Here is a 19,566-nt window from a genome sequence, read left to right on the forward strand (position 1 = left end):
CTAGCGCAGGGTGCGGTCGATCGCGGGGGCGACGTAGCGCTCCCACAGCCAGAACGCCACACTGGCGGCGGCGAACCCGGCGGCCACGCCGACGATGACGACGACGCCGACCCCGCGCTCGACGAGGGATGCCACGGGCAGCAGCAGCGCGAACAGCACCGTGTAGACGACGAGGCTGAGCCCGCCCCACAGCCACCGCGACCACTGGGCGACGGCCCGCCCGGCCAGGCCGCCGACCGGCAGCAGCAGGACCGCGGCGGAGCCGATGCCGACGAGGGCGAGCGCGTTGACGAGCTCCACCAGCAGGGCGCTGAACCATCCGGTCGGGGTGGGCAGGAGGCCGACGGCGAGCCAGGCGAGCACACCGAGCGCCGCCACCGCCGAGATCTGCACGGCCGCGACCCGCCCGCGCCGGACCCGGCCGGCGTGCGGGCCGACCGTCACGGCGAGGACGACGGCGAAGAGCAGGGCAGGGGTGAGGCCGAGCAGGCGCGAGCCGACCGCGGCGACCGCCACGACCGCCAGCAGTCCGGGCCGGACGGTCAGGTGCGGGGCGGGAAGCCGCAGGTGGGTGGCGAGGCCGCGGCCGGCGAGCACCCACACGGCGTTGACGGCGGCGACGGCGATGGCGACCGCGAGCAGCACCCGCAGGTACGCGCCGGGGTCCGGCAGCGGGGTGGAGAAGGTGACCAGCACGGCAGTGGCGGCCAGGGTGACCGGCGCGAGCCATCGGGCCTGGCCGGCGGCGGTGCGCCCGCGGGTGGATTCGGCCCCGGCCGCCCCCGCGGCCGTCGCGGCCGGCCCGGTGCGGGCGCCGCCGCGGTCACGCCCGAACAGTGCGGAGGCGTCGGAGACGTCCGTGCGCGGCCGGTTACGGCCGAACAGGGACGAGCGCGGCCGCGACTCGCGCTGCGCGCGACCCCGAGCGAGGGCCGCCGTCAGCAGCCGCGCGGGCAGCACCAGCAGCAGGAGCGCGGCGACGGCGAGGCCGGCGGAGCGCATCCATCCGGGCAGCGACGCCGCGGTGACGACCGGCGCGGAGGCCGTGGTGAACGGGGTCGCGACCCAGCCCCGGGTGTCGGGATGCAGCGGACCGCTGGGCGGTGCCGCTCCGGGCGCTGCGGGGGCCGGTACGGTCGGCGTGGGCGTCGGGCTCGGGGTCTGGCTGGGGGCGGGGGTCGCGGCCGCGATGACGCTCACGGGGACGGTGTTGCTTCCGGCGCTGACGTTGCCCGCGGCGTCGCGCTGCAGCGCGGAGAGCTGGTAGTCGCCCTGCGGGAGCGTTCCCGCGCAGTTCCAGGCGGTGCCCGCCACGTCGGCGGTGCAGACGACGGTGGTGCCCTGGTCGTTGGTGGCGTACAGCGTGACGTGGGCGCCGTTCTCGCCGCCGCCGCCGAAGGCCGCGGGCCGGCCGGCCGTGACCCGGGTCGCCGCCTTGGGGGTGGTGATGCTGGGCGCTCCGGGGGCGGTGCGGTCGACGTCGATCGTGATGCGCGCGCTCGTGCCGGAGCGCTGCGAGGAGAACGGGGCCACCTGCGTTGCGGTGACCGTGTGACGGCCGTCCGGGAGGTCGCCGGTGAGCACGCAGCCCCAGCTTCCGTTGCCGTCGGCGGGGAAGGTGCAGCTGGCGCCGTTGTCCGCGGTCGCGGTGACGGTCGCATTCGGGTAGCCGGTGCCGCGCACGCCTCCGCCGGTCGCGACGACGCCGTCGCCGGCGATGACGGGAGGGTGGAGCACTTTCACGCGGCCGCTGTCGGAGCTGTCGGTGGAAGCGGACTCGGCACGGACGGCCACGCCGTCGCCGTCGGGCAGCGACGCGAGTGCGCATGACCAGCGCTCCGAGTCGTCCACGGTGGCCTGGCAGGTCTCGGCCGCGCCGGGCGACGACCCGGCGGTGGCCGTGATCCGGTCTCCGGGCGTGCCGGAGCCCGAGACGGTGAGGGGGAAGGAGGTGACCAGCCCGCCCGGGAGGGTGTCCAGCGTGACGGGGGTGGGCGTCGGAGTGGCGGTCGGCGTGTCCGACGGGGTCGAGCTGTCGTTCGGTGCAGAGGGTGCTGCGGATACTGCGGCTGCTTCGGCGGTGCGGCCGGCGTGCGGGCCGGGCGGTGCGCTCGCGGAGGCGGGCGGGGCGTCCCCGATGAGGCCGATGGCGCTGAGCAGCAGGGAGGCGACGGTGGCGGCGATCGCGAACGACACCAGCCCGATCGACCCCCGTGGCCGGGCTGGTGGTGAAACGTCGCTCAGATATCCCCGCATTCCACCCCATTCCAGGGGTCAGCGGTACCGCGTGTCAAACGAAACGCCGGTATTTACGGCATACTGTGATCTGGGTCAACTGTCCCACTTTCGCTGCGCGACGAGGCGCGGCCGGAGAACCAGGAGTCCGGATGACGCGCATCCCGGTCGCAGACCGCCGCACCGCGCTGGTGCAGGCGGCCCTCCGCGTGGTCGCCCGGGACGGCGTGGCCGCCGCCACGACCCGCCGCATCGTGTCCGAGGCGGGGATGCCGCTGGCGAGCTTCCACTACGTCTTCGACTCGCGGGACGAGCTGATGGCAGAGCTGGTCGAGGCCGCCGTGGCGGGGGAGCAGCGGGATCTGGCGCCTGCCCTGGCCGGCGACGCGCGAGACATCGGGATGCGGGACGCCATCCGCGCCGGTCTTCAGCACTACTTCGACGGCGTCCGCGCCGACCCCGGGCGCGAGAAGGCGATGATGGAGCTCACCCAGTGGGCGCTGCGCGAGCCCGGCTTCGAGCCGCTCGCCCGCCGCCAGTACGCGCGCTACCACGAGGTGGCCGCGCAGGCGGCCCGCGACGCCGCCCGTCTCACCGGCTGCGAATGGCTGCGGCCGGTCGACGAGGTCGCGCGCATCCTCGTCTCCTTCACCGACGGCCTCACCCTCGGCTGGCTCGTCACCCGCGACGACGCCGCTGCGGCCGCCAGCATGGACGTCGCGGCCGACGCGCTCGCCGCCCTCGCCACGCCCACCCCGACCGCCCACCCCCGCCCCATCTCCCGCTCCTCCGCCCACACCCCCGAGGCAGGTGCCCGATGACGTCCACGTCCACGCCGGCGGTCTTCGCCGAACCCGTCCGCCGCGTCCCCGGACGGTGGATCGCCGCGTTCGCCGTCGCCTGGCTGGGGGTGTGGATGGCGCAGCTCGCGCCCATCCAGAAGCTCCTGCCCGACCAGGTGCAGGCCGAGCTGCACACCACGTACTGGGTCGACAACGTGATCGCGTTCGGCGTCATCTCCGGCATCTCGGGGGTCTGCGCGATCATCGCCTACCCGCTGACCGGCGCCCTCTCCGATCGCACGACCAGCCGCTTCGGCCGGCGTCGCCCGTGGATCGCCGCGGGCACCGTCGTCTTCGCCATCTCCCTCGTGCTGCTCGGCCTGCAGACCAGCGTGGTCGGGATGGGCGTGTTCTGGTCGCTCGCGCTCACCGGCTTCTGCATCCTCACCGCCGCCCTCACCGCAACGATCAGCGACCAGGTGCCGGTGGACCAGCGCGGCTACGTCAGCGGGTGGATCAGCGCCCCGCAGGCGATCGGCATCATCCTCGGCGTCGCCCTCGTCACCTACGTCTTCGCGGGCGCGCTGCTCGGCTACACCGCGATGGCCGTGCTCCTGGTGCTGCTGGTGCTGCCGTTCCTGTTCCTGCCCGACGCCGTGCTGCCGCGCGAGCTGCGGGAGCGGATGTCGTGGCGCGGCGTCGTCGAGGGGCTCTGGATCAGCCCCCGCCGCCACCCGGACTTCGGCTGGACGCTGCTCAGCCGCGTGCTCGTCAACTTCGGGAACGCGTTCGGCACGTCGCTGCTGCTGTACTTCCTGGAGTTCGGGCTGCGCGACCCGAACGCCGACGACGACCTGCTCATCCTGATCCTCGTCTACATGGTGTTCGTCATCGTGGCGTCTCTGGTGCTCGGGAGGCTGTCCGACCGGCTCGGCCGCCGCAAGGCGTTCGTCTTCGCCTCCTCCGCGGTGCAGGGCGTCGCCGCGCTGCTGCTGGCGTTCGTGCCGCAGCTGTCCGTCGCGGTCGTCGCGGCGGCGCTGCTCGGCCTCGGCTACGGCTGCTTCCTCTCAGTGGATCAGGCGCTCGCCACCCAGGTGCTGCCCGACCCGGAGAACCGCGGGAAGGACCTCGGCATCATGAACATCGCCCTGGCGGTCCCGCAGGCGGTCGCTCCGCTGTTCGGCGCGATGATCGTCGCCGCGCTCGGCGGGTTCGCCGGGCTGTTCGTCCTCTCCGCCCTGTTCGCGTTCGCGGGTGCTCTCGCGGTCGCCCGAGTGAAAGCGGTGCGCTAGTGACCGATCTCGACCTGTCCACGCCTCCCGTCGCCGCCGAGCGCACCTGGCGGGCGCCCGACGTGTTCTGGCCGTCGCTGTCCGCCGCGACCGCCCGGCTCGACCCGCCGCTCGGCGTGCTGCACCTGCCGGCGCTGCGGCACAACGCGCACGACATGCTGCGTCGGGCGGGAGGCAAGCCGATCCGGGTGGCGTCGAAGTCGGTGCGCGTCCGGTCGGTGCTGGATGCGGTGCTTGCGCTGCCGGGGTACGCCGGGGTGCTCGCCTACACGCTGCCCGAGGCGCTGTGGCTCGCCGAGGGCGACGCCGAGCACCCTCCGATCGGGGACGTCGTGGTCGGCTACCCGACGGCGGACCGTGCCGCCATCGCGCGGCTCGCGCGCTCGCCGGAGCTCGCCGCCCGCGTGACCCTGATGGTGGACTCGCTCGCGCACCTCGATCTGATCGACGCGGTCGTGCCGCCGGGGCAGCGGGAGACGGTCCGGCTGTGCCTGGAACTCGACTCGTCGTGGCTCGCGCCTGTGCTCGGCCACGTCGGCGTGTACCGGTCGCCCATCCACTCGGTCGCCTCGGCGCGCGAGCTCGCGGAGGCGATCGCGAAGCGTCCCGGTTTCGCCCTGGTGGGCATGATGGGCTACGAGGCGCAGATCGCCGGGCAGGGCGACAACCCGCCCGGCAAGCCCGCGTGGGGCGCGACGCTGCGCTGGATGCAGAAGAACTCCCGCGACGAGCTGCTCTCCCGGCGCGGCGAGGCGGTCGCGGCGGTCCGTCGCGTCGCCGACCTGGAGTTCGTCAACGGCGGCGGCACCGGCTCGCTCGAGTTCACCTCGTCCGACCCGTCGGTGACCGAGATCGCCGCGGGCAGCGGGCTCTTCGGCGGGCACCTGTTCGACACCTACCGGGCGTTCCATCCCGCTCCCGCCGCCTCGTTCGCCCTGTCGGTGGTGCGGCGGCCCAACCCCGAGACCGCGACGCTGCTCGGCGGCGGCTGGATCGCATCCGGCCCGCCCGGACCGGACCGCATGCCGTCCCTCGAATGGCCGACCGGCCTCTCGATGGTCGGGCGCGAGATGGCCGGCGAGGTGCAGACGCCGGTCACCGGGGCCGCGGCGAGCGTCCTCCGGATCGGCGATCGCGTCTGGCTGCGGCACACCAAGTCGGGGGAGCTGAGCGAGCACCTCGATGGCTTCCACCTGGTCGACACGGTGGACGGGCGCGCCCGTGTCGTCGGGGAGGTCGCCACCTACCGCGGCGACGGGAGGGTGTTCCTGTGACGGCGGCCGGGGGGCTGTGGCGCAACTGGGGCCGGACCGAGGCCGTGCGGCCGCAGCGGGTCGAGCGTCCCGCGTCCGCGGAGGCGGTGCAGCGTGCGGTGCAGGCGGCGGCGTCGAAGGGGATGCGGATCAAGGCGGTCGGCGCCGGGCACAGCTTCACCGGCATCGCGGTCGCCCCCGGCGTCCAGCTCGACCTGGAGGACCTGTCGGGCCTCCTCGACGTCGACCTGGAGCGCGGACGCGTCACCCTCGCCGCCGGCACCCACCTCCACCAGCTGCCGCGGCTGCTCCGCCCGCACGGGCTGGCGCTGGAGAACATGGGCGACATCGACCGGCAGACGATCGCCGGGGCGACCTCCAGCGGCACCCACGGCACCGGCGGCTCGTTCGGCGGCCTCGCCACGCAGATCGTCGGCCTCACCCTGGTCACCGGGACCGGGGAGCTGCTGCACATCGACGAGACCGAGAACGCCGAGCTGCTGCCCGCGGCCCGGCTCGGGCTCGGCGCGCTCGGTGTGATCGTGGATGTCACCCTCCAGTGCGTCCCGGCCTACCTGCTGCAGGCGGTCGAGCGTCCGGAGCCGCTCCAGGACGCGCTCGACGGGTATCTCGAGCGCTCGACGCGCGAGGACCACTTCGAGTTCTACTGGTTCCCGCACACCGAGACCGCGCTGACGAAGACCAACACCCGCCTGCCGCTGACCGCCGACCGCAAGCCGCTGTCGCGGGCCGGGCGCTGGGTCGACGACGAACTGCTCGCCAACGGCGTCTACCGCGGGGTCTGCGCCCTCGGCACGGTCGCGCCCGCCGTCATCCCGCCGTTCAGCCGGCTCGCGCAGCGGATGACCGGCAACCGGGACTTCACCGACGTCTCCCCGGCGGTGTTCGTCACCAACCGGACGGTGCGCTTCACGGAGCAGGAGTACGCGCTGCCGCGCGAGGCGGTGCCGGGCGCGCTCGCCGAGGTGAAGGCGCTGATCGAGCGCCGCGGCTGGCGCATCTCGTTCCCGATCGAGGTGCGGAGCGCGGCGGCCGACGACATCTGGCTGTCGACGGCGTACGGCCGGGAGAGCGGCTACATCGCGGTGCACCGGTACTACCGGGAGGACCAGCGCGAGTACTTCTCGGCCGTCGAGGAGATCATGGTCGCGCACGAGGGGCGCCCGCACTGGGGCAAGCTGCACACCCGCGACGCGGATGTGCTGCGTGCCCTGTACCCCCGCTTCGACGACTTCCTCGCCGTCCGAGACCGCCTGGACCCGGACCGCCGCTTCGAGAACGCCTACCTCCGCCGCGTCCTCGGCCCCTGACCCCGTCGAGTTGCACGTCGTGGTCGCTATTCGCCTCGAATAGCCGGCACGACGTGCAACTCGGTGGGGTTAGAAGGAGCCGCCCATCTCGTGGAGGCGCTCGACGCGCTGCGGGATCGGAGGGTGGGTGGAGAAGAGGCGCGCCATGAGGCCGGGCTTCAGCGGGTCGTTGATCCACAGGTGCGCCATGGAGGAGTTCTGCTTCTGCATCGGGCGGCCGTACGCCTCCAGCTTCTCCAGCGCGCCGGCGAGCGCGTCCGGGTGGCGGGTGGTCATCGCGCCGGTCGCGTCGGCGAGGTACTCCCGCTGGCGGGACACGGCCAGCTGCACCAGCGTCGCCACCAGCGGGGCGACGATCGCGGCGATCAGGCCGAACACCAGCACCACCGGGTTGCCGCCGTTGTTGTTGTTATTGCGGTTGCCGCCGAAGAACGCCATCCGCAGGAAGATGTCGGCGATGAAGCCGATGGCGACCGTGAGACCGAAGACGATCATCCCGAGCCGGATGTCGTAGTTGCGCACGTGCCCGAGCTCGTGCGCCATGACACCCTCGAGCTCGGCGTCCGTCATGATGTCGAGCAGGCCGGTCGTAGCCGCGACCGACGCGTGCTGCGGGTCGCGGCCTGTGGCGAAGGCGTTCGGCGCGGGGTCGTTGACGATGTAGACCGCGGGCATGGGCGTCCCGGTCGTGATCGAGAGGTTCTCCACGATGTTCCAGAGCCGGGGGTTGTCGGCCCGCTGGATGGGGATGGCCCCCGACATGCTCAGCGCCTGGCTGCTGGCCAGGTAGTACTGGAACAGGGCGTAGAGCACCGCCCCGATCAGCACCACGACGAGGATCGTGTAGCTGTTGTAGATGTACGCCGCCAGCCATCCGAGCGCACCGATGAGCACGAGGAACAGCAGGATGATGAAGACGGTGTTGCGCTTGTTCCTGGCGATCGCCCGATACATCGAGACCCTAGAACTGGACGCGCGGGGGCTCGGCGATCGCGGCGAGGTTGTCGACCTCGAAGAACTCGCGCTCGGTGAAGCCCAGCCGGCGGGCGAACAGGTTGTTCGGGAACACCTTGATCTTGGTGTTGAACTCCCGGACGCCGCCGTTGTAGAAACGGCGGCTGGCCTGGATCTTGTCCTCCGTGTCGACCAGGTCGGCCTGCAACCGGAGGAAGTTCTGGCTCGCCTGCAGCTGCGGGTACGCCTCCGCCACCGCGAAGATGCTCTTCAGCGCGGTCTGCATGTGCCCCTCGGCCACGGACGCCTCACCCGGTGTCTGCGCCGACAGCGTCTCCGCCCGCGCCTTGGTCACGGACTCGAAGACGCCCTTCTCGTGAGCCGCGTAGCCCTTCACCGTCTCGATGAGGTTCGGGATGAGGTCGGCACGGCGCTTCAGCTGGACCGTGATGTCGCTCCACGCCTCGTCGACGCGCACCTTCAGCGTGACGAGGGAGTTGTAGGTGGCCCACAGGTAGATCCCGATGATCGCCACGATCACGACGACGATGATGACCGGAATGAGCCATTCCATGGTGGTAGAACTCCTTGAGTGACGGGCGACGGGCGGCTGTGCTGCGCTTCCCACATCCTAGCTTTCGCGGACCGGGCGCTCACCGCGTTCCCATCACACTCGAAGCAACCGCCTCGGTGCCGGACAGCCGGGGAGAGGGCACGGCTGCGCGTCCTGACGGGGGTCCGTCGCCTCTTGACGCGGTCGCTCCCGCGGGCGAATGATTCAGCGCATGATGAGTTCGCCGGACGCGGCGGAGCCCGCGGTCGTCATCGAAGGCCTGCGGGTGCGCCGCGGCCGGACCGACGTGCTGCACGGGCTCGACCTGCACATCCCGCGCGGCCAGGTCGTCGGCCTGCTCGGCCCGAGTGGATGCGGCAAGACAACGCTCATGCGCTCGATCGTCGGCGTGCAGCGCGTGAAGGCGGGAACCGTCTCGGTGCTCGGCCAGCCCGCCGGCTCCGCACCGCTGCGACACCGCGTCGGCTACGTCACGCAGGCGGCGAGCGTGTACGACGACCTGACCGTCCGGCAGAACCTGGACTACTTCCGCCGTGTGCTCGGGGCCGGTCGCGCCGACGTCGACCGGGCGATCGAGGCGACCGACCTCGGCGACCACGCCGGGCGGCTGGTCTCAGCGCTGTCCGGCGGCCAAGTGAGCCGCGTCTCCCTGGCCGCGGCGCTGCTCGGCTCGCCCGACCTGCTGGTGCTCGACGAGCCGACCGTCGGCCTCGACCCGCTGCTGCGCGTCGAGCTGTGGGCCCTGTTCCACCGGCTCGCCGGCTCGGGGACCAGCCTCCTGATCTCCAGCCATGTGATGGATGAGGCCACGCGCTGCGACCGCCTCATCCTGATGCGGGAGGGGGCGGTGCTCGCGGACACGACCCCGGCCGACCTGCTCGCCGAGACCGGCGCGGCCGACGCGGAGGGTGCCTTCGTGGCTCTGCTGCGCCGCCACCACGCGCGTCACGCCCTTCCGGATCCGGACGTGGACGGCGACTCGGACACATCCGGCTCCTCCGGCGCCGGGGAGGACGCGCGATGAACCCGACCCGCACCCTCGCGACCGCCGGCCGCGTGCTCACCCAGATCCGCCACGACCCCCGCACCATCGTGCTGCTCCTCGTGGTCCCGAGCCTGCTGATCGGCCTGGTCGCCTGGATCTTCACCGACACGCCGGTCTTCCAGACGATCGGGCCGGCCATCCTCGCGCTGTTCCCGTTCATCGTGATGTTCCTGGTCACCTCGATCACGACTCTGCGGGAACGGCGCACAGGGACGCTGGAGCGTCTGCTCTCGATGCCGCTCGGCCGCAGCGACTTCATCCTCGGCTACACGCTCGCGTTCGGGCTCCTCGCCGTGGTGCAGGCGCTGCTCGCCTGCGCCTACGCGCTGTGGGTGTGCGGACTCGAAGTGAAGGGCGACCCCTGGCTGCTGGTGGCGGTCGCCGTGACCGACGCCGTGCTGGGCTCCACGCTCGGCCTGTTCGCGAGCGCGTTCGCCCGCACCGAGTTCCAGGTGGTGCAGTTCATGCCGCTGCTCGTCTTCCCGCAGATCCTGCTGGGCGGTATCTTCCTGCCGCGCGATCAGCTGCCGGCCGGCCTCCAGGAGTTCAGCGACTGGCTTCCGCTGTCGCACGCGGTGGACGCGCTCAACGCCGTCGCGACGAACTCGCACGACGCCGCCTACGTCGGCGGCCAGCTGCTCATCATCGGAGCCTTCGCGGTCGCCGCGGTCGTCCTCGGCGCCCTCACCCTGCAGCGCCGCACCGCGTAGCCGCGCGCCGCGCGCGCGCTGCGACTGCGGCCTCCCGGAACGCCCGCGGGTGCGCGCGCGGCCGCACACGTACCGCGGGCCCGCAGTCGCGGGCGCGGCTCAGACGGCGGCGGTCTCGTCCTCGTCGGGCTCGGGCAGCTCTGCGGTGCCCGTGTAGCGGTAGCGGACGCGCGTGCCCGTGGCGGGCTCGTCCAGCAGGCGCCACTCGGTGCCGACGTTGTCGCCGTCGCCGACGGTCGAGACGTCGCGGATGACCTCCTTCGGCTGCCCGTCGACGAACGACTGGATGACCTCGGCGTACACCTCCGAGTCCGGGTTCAGCAGCACGGCGATGTAGTGGTCCGATCGCCGCACCTCGCGGGCGGGCACCCACATCCGGCCGTCGAACTGCACGAGGGTGCCGCCGTCGGCGGCGCCGTGCGGTCTGACCCCGGTGACGATGCCGTCCAGCCAGGTGTCGCCGTCGCGGTACGCGTACAGCTCGCGCATCGGCGACTCGTAGTCGGCCTCGTCGGCCCCGTCCTCGTCCAAATAGTCCAGCGGTGACGTCATGCCCCGAACCCTACCCCCGCGCGGAGCGCGTCCGCGAGGAGGGGAGCGAGGTCGCCGCGGGCGCCGTCGGCGACCTCCACCCGCTCCAGGCCCTGCCAGGCGGCGGTCTCGTGGAGCAGCGGGACGAGCCGGTCGAGCGTCGCGGCCGGCGCGCCCGGCTCGGTCCACGCCGACTGGACGCGCAGCACGCCGGCCTGGCGGTCGCTCTTCAGGTCGATGCGGCCGACCAGCGCGTCGTCGAGGAGGATGGGCAGCGAGTAGTAGCCGTAGACCCGCTGCGGCGCCGGCGTGTAGATCTCGATCCGGTAGTGGAACCCGAACATCCGCAGCGCCCGGTCGCGGAACCACACCACGGGGTCGAACGGCGAGAGCAGCGCGGCGGCCTCGATGCTGCGCGGCTTGCGGGCGTCGCGGTGCAGCCACGCCTTGACCGGACGACCCGCGCTCTCCCAGCCGGGGACGGTCACCGGGATGAGCTCGCCCGTGTCCTCCAGCTCCTGCAGTGCGACCGAGACCCGCGGACCCTTGATGCGGTAGTAGTCGGCGAAGTCGCGCGCGGTGCCGATGCCGTAGGCGACCGCGGCGCGGCGCAGCAGCTCGCGGATGGCGTCGGCGTCGTCGACTGTGCGCGACAGGACGCTCGCGGGCAGCACGTCCTCCGCCAGCGCGTAGCGGCGCTGGAACCGCGTGCGCCCGGCGATCGCGACCTCGCCGAACAGGAACATCCGCTCGAGCGCCCGCTTCACCTCCGACCAGCCCCACCACGGACCCGTGCGGTGGTTCGCGTCGTGCTCGATCTCGCCCGCGACCAGCGGGCCACGCGTCGCGAGCTCCGAGCGAAGCCACTCGACGGTGCTGTCGTTGACCTCGAACCAGCTGCCCGGACCGCCGTAGCGCTCGCGGTAGGCGCGCATCCGCCAGGCGAACAGAGGCCAGTCCTCCTTGCGCATGAAGGCGGCCTCGTGCGGCCAGTACTCGGTGTGCGGGCCGCGGCCGTCGAAGGTCAGCCGGTCGAGCAGCGTGCGGTCGTACGAGCCGAGCCGGGCGAAGGCGGGCAGGTAGTGGCTGCGCTCGAACACGTTCACCGAGTCGATCTGCAGCAGCCCGAGCCGGTCGATCAGCCCGTTGAGCTGGCGCGTGCCGACGACTGCGGGCCGCGGCCTCCCGAACCCCTGGGCGGCGAGCGCGATGCGTCGGGCGAGAGCGGGGGAGACCTGTTCGACCACGGCTCGACCCTACCGACAACCCCGGACATCGGACGTTCACCGAGCCGTCACCCGCGCGCGACCGGCCGGACGCCTGGCCTTTCTAGCGTGACGCGAGTCCGGGCGCTCCGCCCGGGCGACACCTGCACTGGAGGAAACCCGTGATCAACAAGCGCGCACGTGTCGCCGGCCTCGCCGCCGCGGCCACCGTCGTCGCACTCTCGCTCGCCGCCTGCTCGGGCGGGGCGAACGCCAGCACCGAGGACCCCTCGAAGATCAAGACCGCCACCGACGTCGCGTCCGCCGGGGGCATGGACGCGCTGGTCGCGGCCGCGAAGAAGGAGGGCAGCCTCAACATCATCGCGACGCCGGGCGACTGGGCGAACTACCAGGAGATCTTCGACGGCTTCACCAAGAAGTACGGGATCACCATCAACCCGAGCCAGGACAGTGCCTCCAGCCAGGAGGAGATCGACGCCGCCAAGAAGCTCAAGGGCCAGGACACCGCTCCGGACACGTTCGACATCGGCTCCTCGGTCGCGCTCGCGAACACCGAGTACTTCGCGCCGTACAAGCCGACCGGGTGGGACGACATCCCCGAGAACCAGAAGGAGAAGGACGGCCTCTGGAAGGTCGGCTACTACGGCGTCATGGCGGTCGGCTACGACGCCAACAAGATCAAGACGGCGCCGAAGAGCTTCGACGACCTGCTGAAGCCCGAATTCAAGGGCGCCGTCGCGCTCAACGGCAACCCGACCCAGGCGGCCGCCGCGGCCGGCGCGGTCGCGTACGCGACCCTGCAGAACGGCGGGACGCTGGACGACCTGAGCAAGGGCGTCGAGTGGTTCGGCAAGCTCAAGAAGGCGGGCAACTGGAACGCCGCCGACGGCAAGCCGAACACCATCGCCTCCGGTGAGACCCCGGTGCTGCTCGACTGGTCGTTCAACCAGAAGGGCTACGCCACCTCCGACACCATCAAGGGCGGCGGCGTGAACTGGAAGTACGTCGTGCTCCCGGGCACCGCGTACGTCGGCTACTACAACCAGGCCATCAACAAGGACGCCCCGCACCCCGCGGCCGCCCGCCTGTGGGAGGAGTACCTCTACAGCGACGCCGCCCAGAACGCGTGGCTGAAGGGCGGCGCCTACCCTGCCCGCGTCGACGCGATGGAGAAGGCCGGCACGCTGGACAAGGCCGACTTCCCGGGCAAGCTGGACAAGGTGGCCGTCATGACGGACAAGCAGGCCACCGACGCGGGCACCCTGCTCAACTCCACCTGGGCGAACGCGGTCGGCTGATGACCGACACCGTCGCAGGCGCTGCGGCGCCCGCGGCCGGACGCACTGCCGCCGGGAGCTCCGTGACGGAGCCCCGGCGGCAGCCGTCGTCGGCCCGGCCCGCCGGAGCGCGGGCCGGGCGCCGGCGCCGGGGCGGCGTCGCGGCCGTGCTGGGGCTGACCCCCTTCGCCTTCTACGTGGTGGTGTTCCTCGCCATCCCGACCGTCGTCGCCGTCGGCAGCGGGTTCGTGGACGGCGAGGGCCGCTTCACCTGGTCGAACCTCTCCGGGCTCGCCGAGCCGGCCATCGCGGGTTCGTTCTTCGGCGCGTTCTGGCTCTCCGCGGTCACCGCGATCGTGGGGGCGATCGCCGGCGCCGCGCTCTGCTTCGCCATGCTCCGCTCCCGTCCGGGAGGCGTGACGCGCTCGCTCGTGGACTCGGCCAGCAGCGTCCTCGCCCAGTTCGGCGGCGTGATGCTCGCGTTCGCGTTCATCGCCACCATCGGTGCGCAGGGCCTGGTCACCGTTCTGCTGCGGAACCTCGCGCACATCAACATCTACGAGAACGGCGTCTGGCTCTACACCGTGCCCGGCCTCATCCTGCCGTACCTCTACTTCCAGATCCCGCTCATGGTCATCACCTTCCTGCCCGCGCTGGAGGGCCTGCGTCCCCAGTGGCTGGAGGCGACAGCGACCCTCGGCGGCAGTCGCTGGACGTACTGGACGCGCGTGGGCGGCCCCATCCTGCTTCCGTCGTTCCTCGGCAGCCTGCTGCTCCTGTTCGCGAACGCGTTCTCGTCGTACGCGACCGCCGCGGCCCTGGTCGGCCAGGCGAACAACATCGTGTCGCTGCAGATCCGCCAGGCGCTGATCAGCGAGACCGTGCTCGGCCGGGCGAACCTCGCGGGGGCGATGGCGCTCGGGATGCTCGTGGTCATGGTCGTCGTCATGCTCGCCTACTCGGCGCTGGTGCGCCGGACCGCGCGGTGGCAGCGGTGACCCGGGCGGTGGATGTGCAGCCGGCGCAGGCGGGGCCGGCGCGCCGCCGTCGCGCCCCCGAGCTGCGCCTCGGTCCTGGCCGCACCGTCCGGACCGTGATCTGGGTGGTGCTCGGGCTGTTCTTCCTCATCCCGCTGCTCTCGATGGTGGAGTTCACCCTGCGCGGGCCGAAGCCCGGCGTCTACACTCTCGACCGCTGGGTCGCGGTGTTCTCCGGCGAGACGACGCGCTACGACCGCGTCTACCAGGGGCTCGGCAACTCGCTCGTGCTGGCGGCGGTGACCGTCGCGATCGTGCTGCTCGTGCTGCTGCCGACGATCGTGCTGGTGGAGCTCCGCTTCCCGAAGCTGCGCCGCCTGCTCGAAGGCGTCTGCCTGCTGCCGATCATGATCCCCGCGATCGTGATGGTCGTCGGGCTCGCGCCGACCTACGCCGTCGTCACCGAGGTGTTCGGCTCCGGAGCCTGGACGCTCGCCTTCGCCTACGGCATCACCGTGCTGCCGTACGCGTACCGCGCGATCCAGAGCAATGTCGCCGGCGTCGACATGGTCACCCTCAGCGAGGCCGCGCGCTCCCTCGGCGCCGGCTGGTGGACCGTGTTCTGGCGCGTGCTCGTCCCGAACCTGCGCCGCGGCATCCTGGCCGCCTCCGCGCTCTCGGTCGCCGTCGTCCTGGGCGAATTCACCATCGCCTCGCTGCTCTCCCGCGTCAACCTGCAGACCTCCCTGCTGCTGGTGTCGCAGTCCGACCCCTTCGTCGCGGTCATCTTCGCGCTCCTCGCGCTGGTGTTCGCGTTCGTCCTCCTCGTCGCCGTCGACCGCCTCGTGAGCGTGCGGCGCCGGCGCACCGCGAAAGGCTGACATGACCGCCCTCGAAACGCCCCTCCTCGGCGCGCGCACCGGATCCACGGTGAAGTTGCGCGACCTCGTCCGCGACTTCGGCGGCGGGGCCGGCCTCTCCGGCTTCGACCTGGCGGCCGCGCCCGGCGAGCTGATCGCCCTGCTCGGCCCGAGCGGATGCGGCAAGACGACCGCGCTGCGCTCGCTGGCCGGCCTCGAGCGGGTCGACAGCGGCAGCATCCTCATCGACGGTCGCGACGTCACCGACGAGCCGACCAACCGCCGCGACCTCGGGATGGTGTTCCAGTCGTACTCGCTGTTCCCGCACCTGACGTCGGGCCAGAACGTGGAGTTCGGTCTCCGGATGCGCCGTGTCGCCCCGGCCGAGCGCCGCCGCCGGGCCGAAGCGGCACTGGAGCTGGTCGGCCTCGACCACCACGCGGGCCGCTACGCCCACCAGCTCTCCGGCGGCCAGCAGCAGCGCGTCGCGCTCGCCCGCGCGCTCGTCACCGAGCCGCGGGTGCTGCTGCTCGACGAACCGCTGTCGGCGCTCGACGCGAAGGTCAGGGTCCAGCTCCGGGACGAGATCCGCCGCATCCAGACCGAGCTCGGCATCACCACCTTCTTCGTCACCCACGACCAGGAGGAGGCGCTCGCCGTCGCCGACCGGGTCGCCGTCATGCGGTCGGGCCGGATCGAGCAGATCGGCAGCCCCGAGGAGCTCTACCACCGCCCGGCGACGGCGTTCGTGGCGGAGTTCGTGGGTCTGACGAATCGCGTCGACGGCACGGTCGCGGGCGGGCGCCTGCAGGTGCTCGGCCAGGAGGTGCCGCTGGCGTCGGAGGTCGCCGACGGGCCGGTCACCGCCTACCTGCGGCCGGAGGACGTGCTGCTCGCGGCGGACGGCCTCCCCGCCGTCGTGCTCACCACGAGCTTCCTCGGCGCGCTCCGCCGCACCCGCGTGCGCCTGGCGGACGGCACCGAGCTCGCGCTCCAGCACGGCGCGCGCGAGCGTCCGGAGCCGGGCGACAGGGTGTCCGTCGCGCTGACGGGCTCGCCGGTGACGGTCGCTCCGCGCGCCGACGCCTGACGTCGGGATCCGGACGCCGCGCTGTCCGGAAACCGGGCAGTCCCGTGGCGCGACCTCCGGAGTAGAGTCCGCGCATGTCCAGCGAGTCTCCACTCTCGGGGGAGCGCGCGGGGGAGGACCAGGAAGCCGCTGTGCCGATCGATCCCGCGACGTTCGAGCGAACCCAGTCCCTCACGGACATCGCGCACCGCATCACCGTGCGCGATGTCATCACCTTCCCGTGGTTCCGCCCCATCGACACCATCAGCCCCACCCACACGGTGGGGAAGGGACGGACCAACCTCACCCTGATCGCCCCCGACATCATGCAGACGGACACGACCGGCACGCCGTACGCGTCGTTCAGCTTCCGTCCGACGCCGTCGGGCGGACCGGGGGTCTCGGTGCACTTCACCCCGGGCGACTACGGCGCCACGACGGTGAGCGACTACCTCGTGACCTTCGTCGTCACGGCGAACGGCGCCGTGAACCTCAACGTGGGCGGCTACGCCGGCGGCACGACGCCGACGGGACTCGGCCCGCGCACGGTCAACGGCAACGTCGCGATCGTGGTCGGCCTGAAGAGCGTGCCGCCGACGCAGGTGACCTACGCGTCCATCCAGCAGACGGGAGGCGCGGGCTGGCAGTGGTTCCGCACCGCCATCGAGTACCCGCCGCTCATCATCCAACTGTGAGGCCCCCGGCAACCGCGTGGCCCGTTCATTGATCGGTCGGCGGCCCGGCATACACTGACGGGCATGTCAGACATCGACCGCCCCGCCCAGCCGCACGTTCCGACGCCCGGCGAGGCGGCCGAGACCAACCGCGCGCCCGCGCGCTCCTGGTTCCAGCGCCGCCGCCGCGAGCTCGGCGAGCCGGTCGAGCCGGCCGACGAGGCGGTGCCGCGCGGGATGCGGATCGCGGGCGCCTGGTCCTGGCGCCTGCTGGTGGTCGGCGCCGTCATCGCGGTGCTCATCTTCCTCATCATCCAGCTCAAGCTGATCGTCATCCCGGTGCTGATCGCCGTGCTGCTCTCCGGTCTGCTGGTGCCGTTCAAGGACTTCCTCATCCGGCACCGCTGGCCGAAGTGGCTCGCGATCGTCACGGTCCTGATCGTGCTGGTCGTCGTCGTGGCCGGCCTGTTCTACCTCGCGATCTGGCAGGTGACGCGGCAGAGCGCCCAGCTGCGGGATCAGACGGTCACCGCGTTCAACGGCCTGCAGCAGTGGCTGACCACCGGCCCGCTCGGGCTCACCCACGACCAGATCAGCGGCGCGTTCTCCTCGCTCGGGAAGTCGATCCAGCAGGACGGCCAGGTCTTCCTCTCCGGCGCCCTGTCGGTCGGCTCGACGCTGGGTCACGTGCTCGCCGGCGCGCTGCTCACCCTGTTCAGCACCATCTTCATCCTGATCGACGGCAAGGGCATCTGGGCGTGGATCGTCCGGATCTTCCCGAAGCGGGCGCGCCCCGCAGTCGACGGCGCGGGCAAGGCGGGCTGGGTCACCCTCCGCAACTTCGCCAAGGTGCAGGTGCTCGTCGCGTCCATCGACGCGCTCGGCATCGGCCTCGGCGCCTTCTTCCTCGGGCTGCCGCTCGTCCTCCCGATCGCGGTGCTGGTCTTCCTCGGGTCGTTCATCCCCGTCGTCGGCGCGGTCGTCACCGGCGCGCTCGCCGTGTTCATCGCGCTCGTGTTCAAGGGATGGGTGTTCGCGCTCATCATGCTCGGCGTCGTGCTGCTGGTGCAGCAGATCGAGGGACACATCCTGCAGCCGCTCATCATGGGCTCGGCCGTCAAGGTGCACCCGCTCGCCGTGGTGCTCGCCGTCGCCGCCGGATCCCTGCTCGCCGGCATTCCGGGCGCGCTGTTCGCCGTGCCGTTCGTCGCGGTGCTCAACGTGATGGTGCACTACGTCTCCAGCGGCGTCTGGCGGACCGATCCCAGCGCGGTGTGGAAGGACGTGCCCGACCGCGCCATCTGGGAGACCGTGCCTCGGCCGGTGCGGAAGCCTCCGGCGCGGTCATGACCGCGGCAAACCCCATGCGGCCGGGAGAATACGTCCGCCGGTAGGCTGACCACGTGGCAACCGCGACCGATCACACGCGCACCCCGTTCGCCGGCCCCGGCCTCGGTGAGTTCGAGGCCGCCAGGGCCATCGTCGCCCGCGTCGCCCAGCCGACGCCGATGGAGAGCTCGCGCTACCTGTCCGACCTGCTCGGCGCGCCCGTGCTGCTCCAGTGCGAGAATCTGCAGCGCACCGGGTCGTACAAGATCCGCGGCGCGTACAACCGGCTGTCGAAGCTGAGCGCCGAGGAGCGCGAGCGCGGAGTCGTCGCCGCGTCCGCCGGCAACCACGCGCAGGGCGTCGCCTTCGCGGCGCGCGAGCTCGGCATCCACGCCACGATCTTCATGCCGGTGGGCGTCGCGATCCCCAAGTTCCAGGCGACGCGGGCGTACGGCGCCGACGTGGTGCTGAGCGGCAGCATCGTCGACGAGACGCTGCAGGCGGCGGCGGACTTCGCGGCCGAGACGGGCGCGGTGCTCATCCCGCCGTTCGACCATCCGGATGTGATCGCAGGCCAGGGCACGCTGGGCCTGGAGATCCTGGACGCGGTGCCCGACGTCGCGACCGTCGTGGTGCCGATCGGCGGCGGGGGACTGATCTCCGGCGTCGCCAGCGCCATCAAGCAGCGGGCGGCAGTGGAGGGGCGCACGGTCCGCGTGATCGGCGTGCAGGCCGCCAACGCCGCCGCGTACCCGCCCTCGCTCGCGGCGGGCGAGCCGACCGACATCGCGCTCCTCGCGACGATCGCCGACGGCATCGCGGTGCGCCGTCCGGGCGCGCTCAACTTCGAGATCATCCGCGAGGCGGTGGACGCCGTGGTCGCGGTGTCGGAGGACGACATCGCGCGCGCCATGGTGGTGCTCCTGGAGCGGGCCAAGCTCGTCGTGGAGCCGGCCGGCGCCGCGGGGGTCGCCGCCATCCTGACCGGCCAAGTGCCGGCCGACGGGACGACGGTGGCGATCCTCTCGGGCGGAAACATCGACCCGCTGCTCATGCAGCGCGTGATCAGCCAGGGCCTCGCGGCCTCCGACCGCTACCTCAAGCTGCGGATCATGCTGCCCGACCGGCCAGGGCAGCTCGCCCGCATCGCCGAGATCCTGGCGGGCGTCAACGCGAACGTCGTGGAGGTGCTGCACACGCGCCACGGCCGCGGCATGCAGCTCAGCCAGGTCGAGCTCGACGTCAGCGTGGAGACGCGCGGCACCGAGCACCGCAGCCACGTCATCGACGCTCTCCGCGCCGCGGGCTACGACCCCGTCGTCGACGACGAGTAGCCCCACCCCCGCCCTGAGCGCGCCCGCACGCCTCCCACGCCAAGAGCTCCGGACTTTTTCGAGCGAATCGCGTGGATTCGGTCGAAGAAGTCCGGAGCTCTTGGCTGCGGCGG

General features: G+C 72.2%; 18 protein-coding genes. 13 read left to right on the forward strand and 5 right to left on the reverse strand.

The window, feature by feature from the left end:
* Complete coding sequence (locus P5G59_RS00505; RefSeq protein ID WP_301214964.1) at nt 1-2,196, reverse strand: Ig-like domain-containing protein; 2,196 nt, start codon at nt 2,194-2,196, stop codon at nt 1-3.
* A gap of 191 nt (nt 2,197-2,387) precedes the next feature.
* Here P5G59_RS00505 and P5G59_RS00510 point away from each other — a divergent pair, with 191 nt between their 5' ends.
* From P5G59_RS00510 to P5G59_RS00525, 4 genes are read left to right on the forward strand one after another with little or no spacing between them, the layout of a single operon-like run.
* A complete protein-coding gene (locus tag P5G59_RS00510) occupies nt 2,388-3,056 on the forward strand; it encodes a TetR/AcrR family transcriptional regulator (protein ID WP_301214965.1) in 669 nt (222 codons plus the stop codon).
* Nucleotides 3,053-4,309 (forward strand): MFS transporter, encoded by a 1,257-nt coding sequence (locus tag P5G59_RS00515; protein ID WP_301214967.1) that lies wholly within the window; start codon nt 3,053-3,055, stop codon nt 4,307-4,309. The genes P5G59_RS00510 and P5G59_RS00515 overlap by 4 nt, the downstream gene beginning before the upstream one ends.
* Nucleotides 4,309-5,583, forward strand: coding sequence for an amino acid deaminase/aldolase (locus P5G59_RS00520; protein ID WP_301214969.1), 1,275 nt, complete (start codon nt 4,309-4,311; stop codon nt 5,581-5,583). Before P5G59_RS00515 ends, P5G59_RS00520 begins: the two co-directional genes overlap by 1 nt.
* Nucleotides 5,580-6,893: a D-arabinono-1,4-lactone oxidase gene (locus P5G59_RS00525; RefSeq protein ID WP_301214971.1), complete on the forward strand. Its 1,314-nt coding sequence runs from the start codon at nt 5,580-5,582 to the stop codon at nt 6,891-6,893. The genes P5G59_RS00520 and P5G59_RS00525 overlap by 4 nt, the downstream gene beginning before the upstream one ends.
* 69 nt (nt 6,894-6,962) lie before the next feature.
* Here the strand turns inward: P5G59_RS00525 and P5G59_RS00530 are convergent, their stop codons facing one another.
* The gene (locus P5G59_RS00530) at nt 6,963-7,847 is read right to left on the reverse strand and encodes a M48 family metalloprotease (RefSeq protein WP_301214973.1); all 885 of its coding nucleotides are present in this window, start codon (nt 7,845-7,847) and stop codon (nt 6,963-6,965) included.
* Between the two features lie 7 nt (nt 7,848-7,854).
* Entirely contained in the window at nt 7,855-8,421 is a 567-nt protein-coding gene (locus P5G59_RS00535; RefSeq protein ID WP_115695507.1) for a LemA family protein, read from the reverse strand.
* Between the two features lie 211 nt (nt 8,422-8,632).
* Between P5G59_RS00535 and P5G59_RS00540 the strand changes: the two genes are divergently transcribed.
* Both P5G59_RS00540 and P5G59_RS00545 read left to right on the forward strand, forming a co-directional pair.
* On the forward strand, nt 8,633-9,445 hold the full coding sequence (locus tag P5G59_RS00540; RefSeq protein WP_301214977.1) for an ABC transporter ATP-binding protein: 813 nt from the start codon (nt 8,633-8,635) through the stop codon (nt 9,443-9,445).
* Nucleotides 9,442-10,176, forward strand: a complete 735-nt coding sequence (locus P5G59_RS00545) for an ABC transporter permease (RefSeq protein ID WP_301214979.1) — start codon at nt 9,442-9,444, stop codon at nt 10,174-10,176. Before P5G59_RS00540 ends, P5G59_RS00545 begins: the two co-directional genes overlap by 4 nt.
* Before the next feature lie 99 nt (nt 10,177-10,275).
* On the opposite strand, the gene P5G59_RS00550 is transcribed toward P5G59_RS00545, so the two are convergent.
* Complete coding sequence (locus P5G59_RS00550; protein WP_301214981.1) at nt 10,276-10,728, reverse strand: hypothetical protein; 453 nt, start codon at nt 10,726-10,728, stop codon at nt 10,276-10,278.
* A complete protein-coding gene (locus P5G59_RS00555; RefSeq protein WP_301214983.1) occupies nt 10,725-11,954 on the reverse strand; it encodes a winged helix-turn-helix domain-containing protein in 1,230 nt (409 codons plus the stop codon). Before P5G59_RS00555 ends, P5G59_RS00550 begins: the two co-directional genes overlap by 4 nt.
* 140 nt (nt 11,955-12,094) lie before the next feature.
* On the opposite strand from P5G59_RS00555, the gene P5G59_RS00560 reads away from it, so the two are divergent.
* The 7 genes from P5G59_RS00560 (at nt 12,095) to ilvA (ending at nt 19,453) form a co-directional block, all read left to right on the forward strand.
* Nucleotides 12,095-13,231, forward strand: coding sequence for an ABC transporter substrate-binding protein (locus P5G59_RS00560; RefSeq protein ID WP_301214985.1), 1,137 nt, complete (start codon nt 12,095-12,097; stop codon nt 13,229-13,231).
* Complete coding sequence (locus tag P5G59_RS00565) at nt 13,210-14,208, forward strand: ABC transporter permease (protein WP_301216948.1); 999 nt, start codon at nt 13,210-13,212, stop codon at nt 14,206-14,208. Before P5G59_RS00560 ends, P5G59_RS00565 begins: the two co-directional genes overlap by 22 nt.
* Complete coding sequence (locus P5G59_RS00570) at nt 14,196-15,068, forward strand: ABC transporter permease (protein ID WP_301214987.1); 873 nt, start codon at nt 14,196-14,198, stop codon at nt 15,066-15,068. The genes P5G59_RS00565 and P5G59_RS00570 overlap by 13 nt, the downstream gene beginning before the upstream one ends.
* Nucleotide 15,069: 1 nt before the next feature.
* Nucleotides 15,070-16,137, forward strand: a complete 1,068-nt coding sequence (locus P5G59_RS00575) for an ABC transporter ATP-binding protein (RefSeq protein ID WP_301214989.1) — start codon at nt 15,070-15,072, stop codon at nt 16,135-16,137.
* Between the two features lie 74 nt (nt 16,138-16,211).
* Nucleotides 16,212-16,811 (forward strand): hypothetical protein, encoded by a 600-nt coding sequence (locus P5G59_RS00580; RefSeq protein WP_301214991.1) that lies wholly within the window; start codon nt 16,212-16,214, stop codon nt 16,809-16,811.
* 63 nt (nt 16,812-16,874) lie between these two features.
* Nucleotides 16,875-18,140, forward strand: coding sequence for an AI-2E family transporter (locus P5G59_RS00585; RefSeq protein ID WP_301214993.1), 1,266 nt, complete (start codon nt 16,875-16,877; stop codon nt 18,138-18,140).
* 53 nt (nt 18,141-18,193) lie between these two features.
* On the forward strand, nt 18,194-19,453 hold the full coding sequence (gene ilvA, locus P5G59_RS00590; RefSeq protein WP_301214995.1) for a threonine ammonia-lyase: 1,260 nt from the start codon (nt 18,194-18,196) through the stop codon (nt 19,451-19,453).
* Nucleotides 19,454-19,566: the final 113 nt, after the last annotated feature.

The sequence above is a fragment of the Leifsonia virtsii genome (genome assembly GCF_030433675.1).
Lineage (GTDB): Bacteria > Actinomycetota > Actinomycetes > Actinomycetales > Microbacteriaceae > Leifsonia > Leifsonia virtsii.

Coding starts and splice junctions, on each gene's coding strand:
- P5G59_RS00575 (WP_301214989.1), top strand. CDS start 15,070: ATGACCGCCCTCGAAACGCCCCTCCTCGGCGCGCGCACCGGATCCACG.
- P5G59_RS00540 (WP_301214977.1), top strand. CDS start 8,633: ATGATGAGTTCGCCGGACGCGGCGGAGCCCGCGGTCGTCATCGAAGGC.
- P5G59_RS00580 (WP_301214991.1), top strand. CDS start 16,212: ATGTCCAGCGAGTCTCCACTCTCGGGGGAGCGCGCGGGGGAGGACCAG.
- P5G59_RS00515 (WP_301214967.1), top strand. CDS start 3,053: ATGACGTCCACGTCCACGCCGGCGGTCTTCGCCGAACCCGTCCGCCGC.
- P5G59_RS00585 (WP_301214993.1), top strand. CDS start 16,875: ATGTCAGACATCGACCGCCCCGCCCAGCCGCACGTTCCGACGCCCGGC.
- P5G59_RS00510 (WP_301214965.1), top strand. CDS start 2,388: ATGACGCGCATCCCGGTCGCAGACCGCCGCACCGCGCTGGTGCAGGCG.
- P5G59_RS00550 (WP_301214981.1), bottom strand. CDS start 10,728: ATGACGTCACCGCTGGACTATTTGGACGAGGACGGGGCCGACGAGGCC.
- P5G59_RS00545 (WP_301214979.1), top strand. CDS start 9,442: ATGAACCCGACCCGCACCCTCGCGACCGCCGGCCGCGTGCTCACCCAG.
- P5G59_RS00530 (WP_301214973.1), bottom strand. CDS start 7,847: ATGTATCGGGCGATCGCCAGGAACAAGCGCAACACCGTCTTCATCATC.
- P5G59_RS00535 (WP_115695507.1), bottom strand. CDS start 8,421: ATGGAATGGCTCATTCCGGTCATCATCGTCGTCGTGATCGTGGCGATC.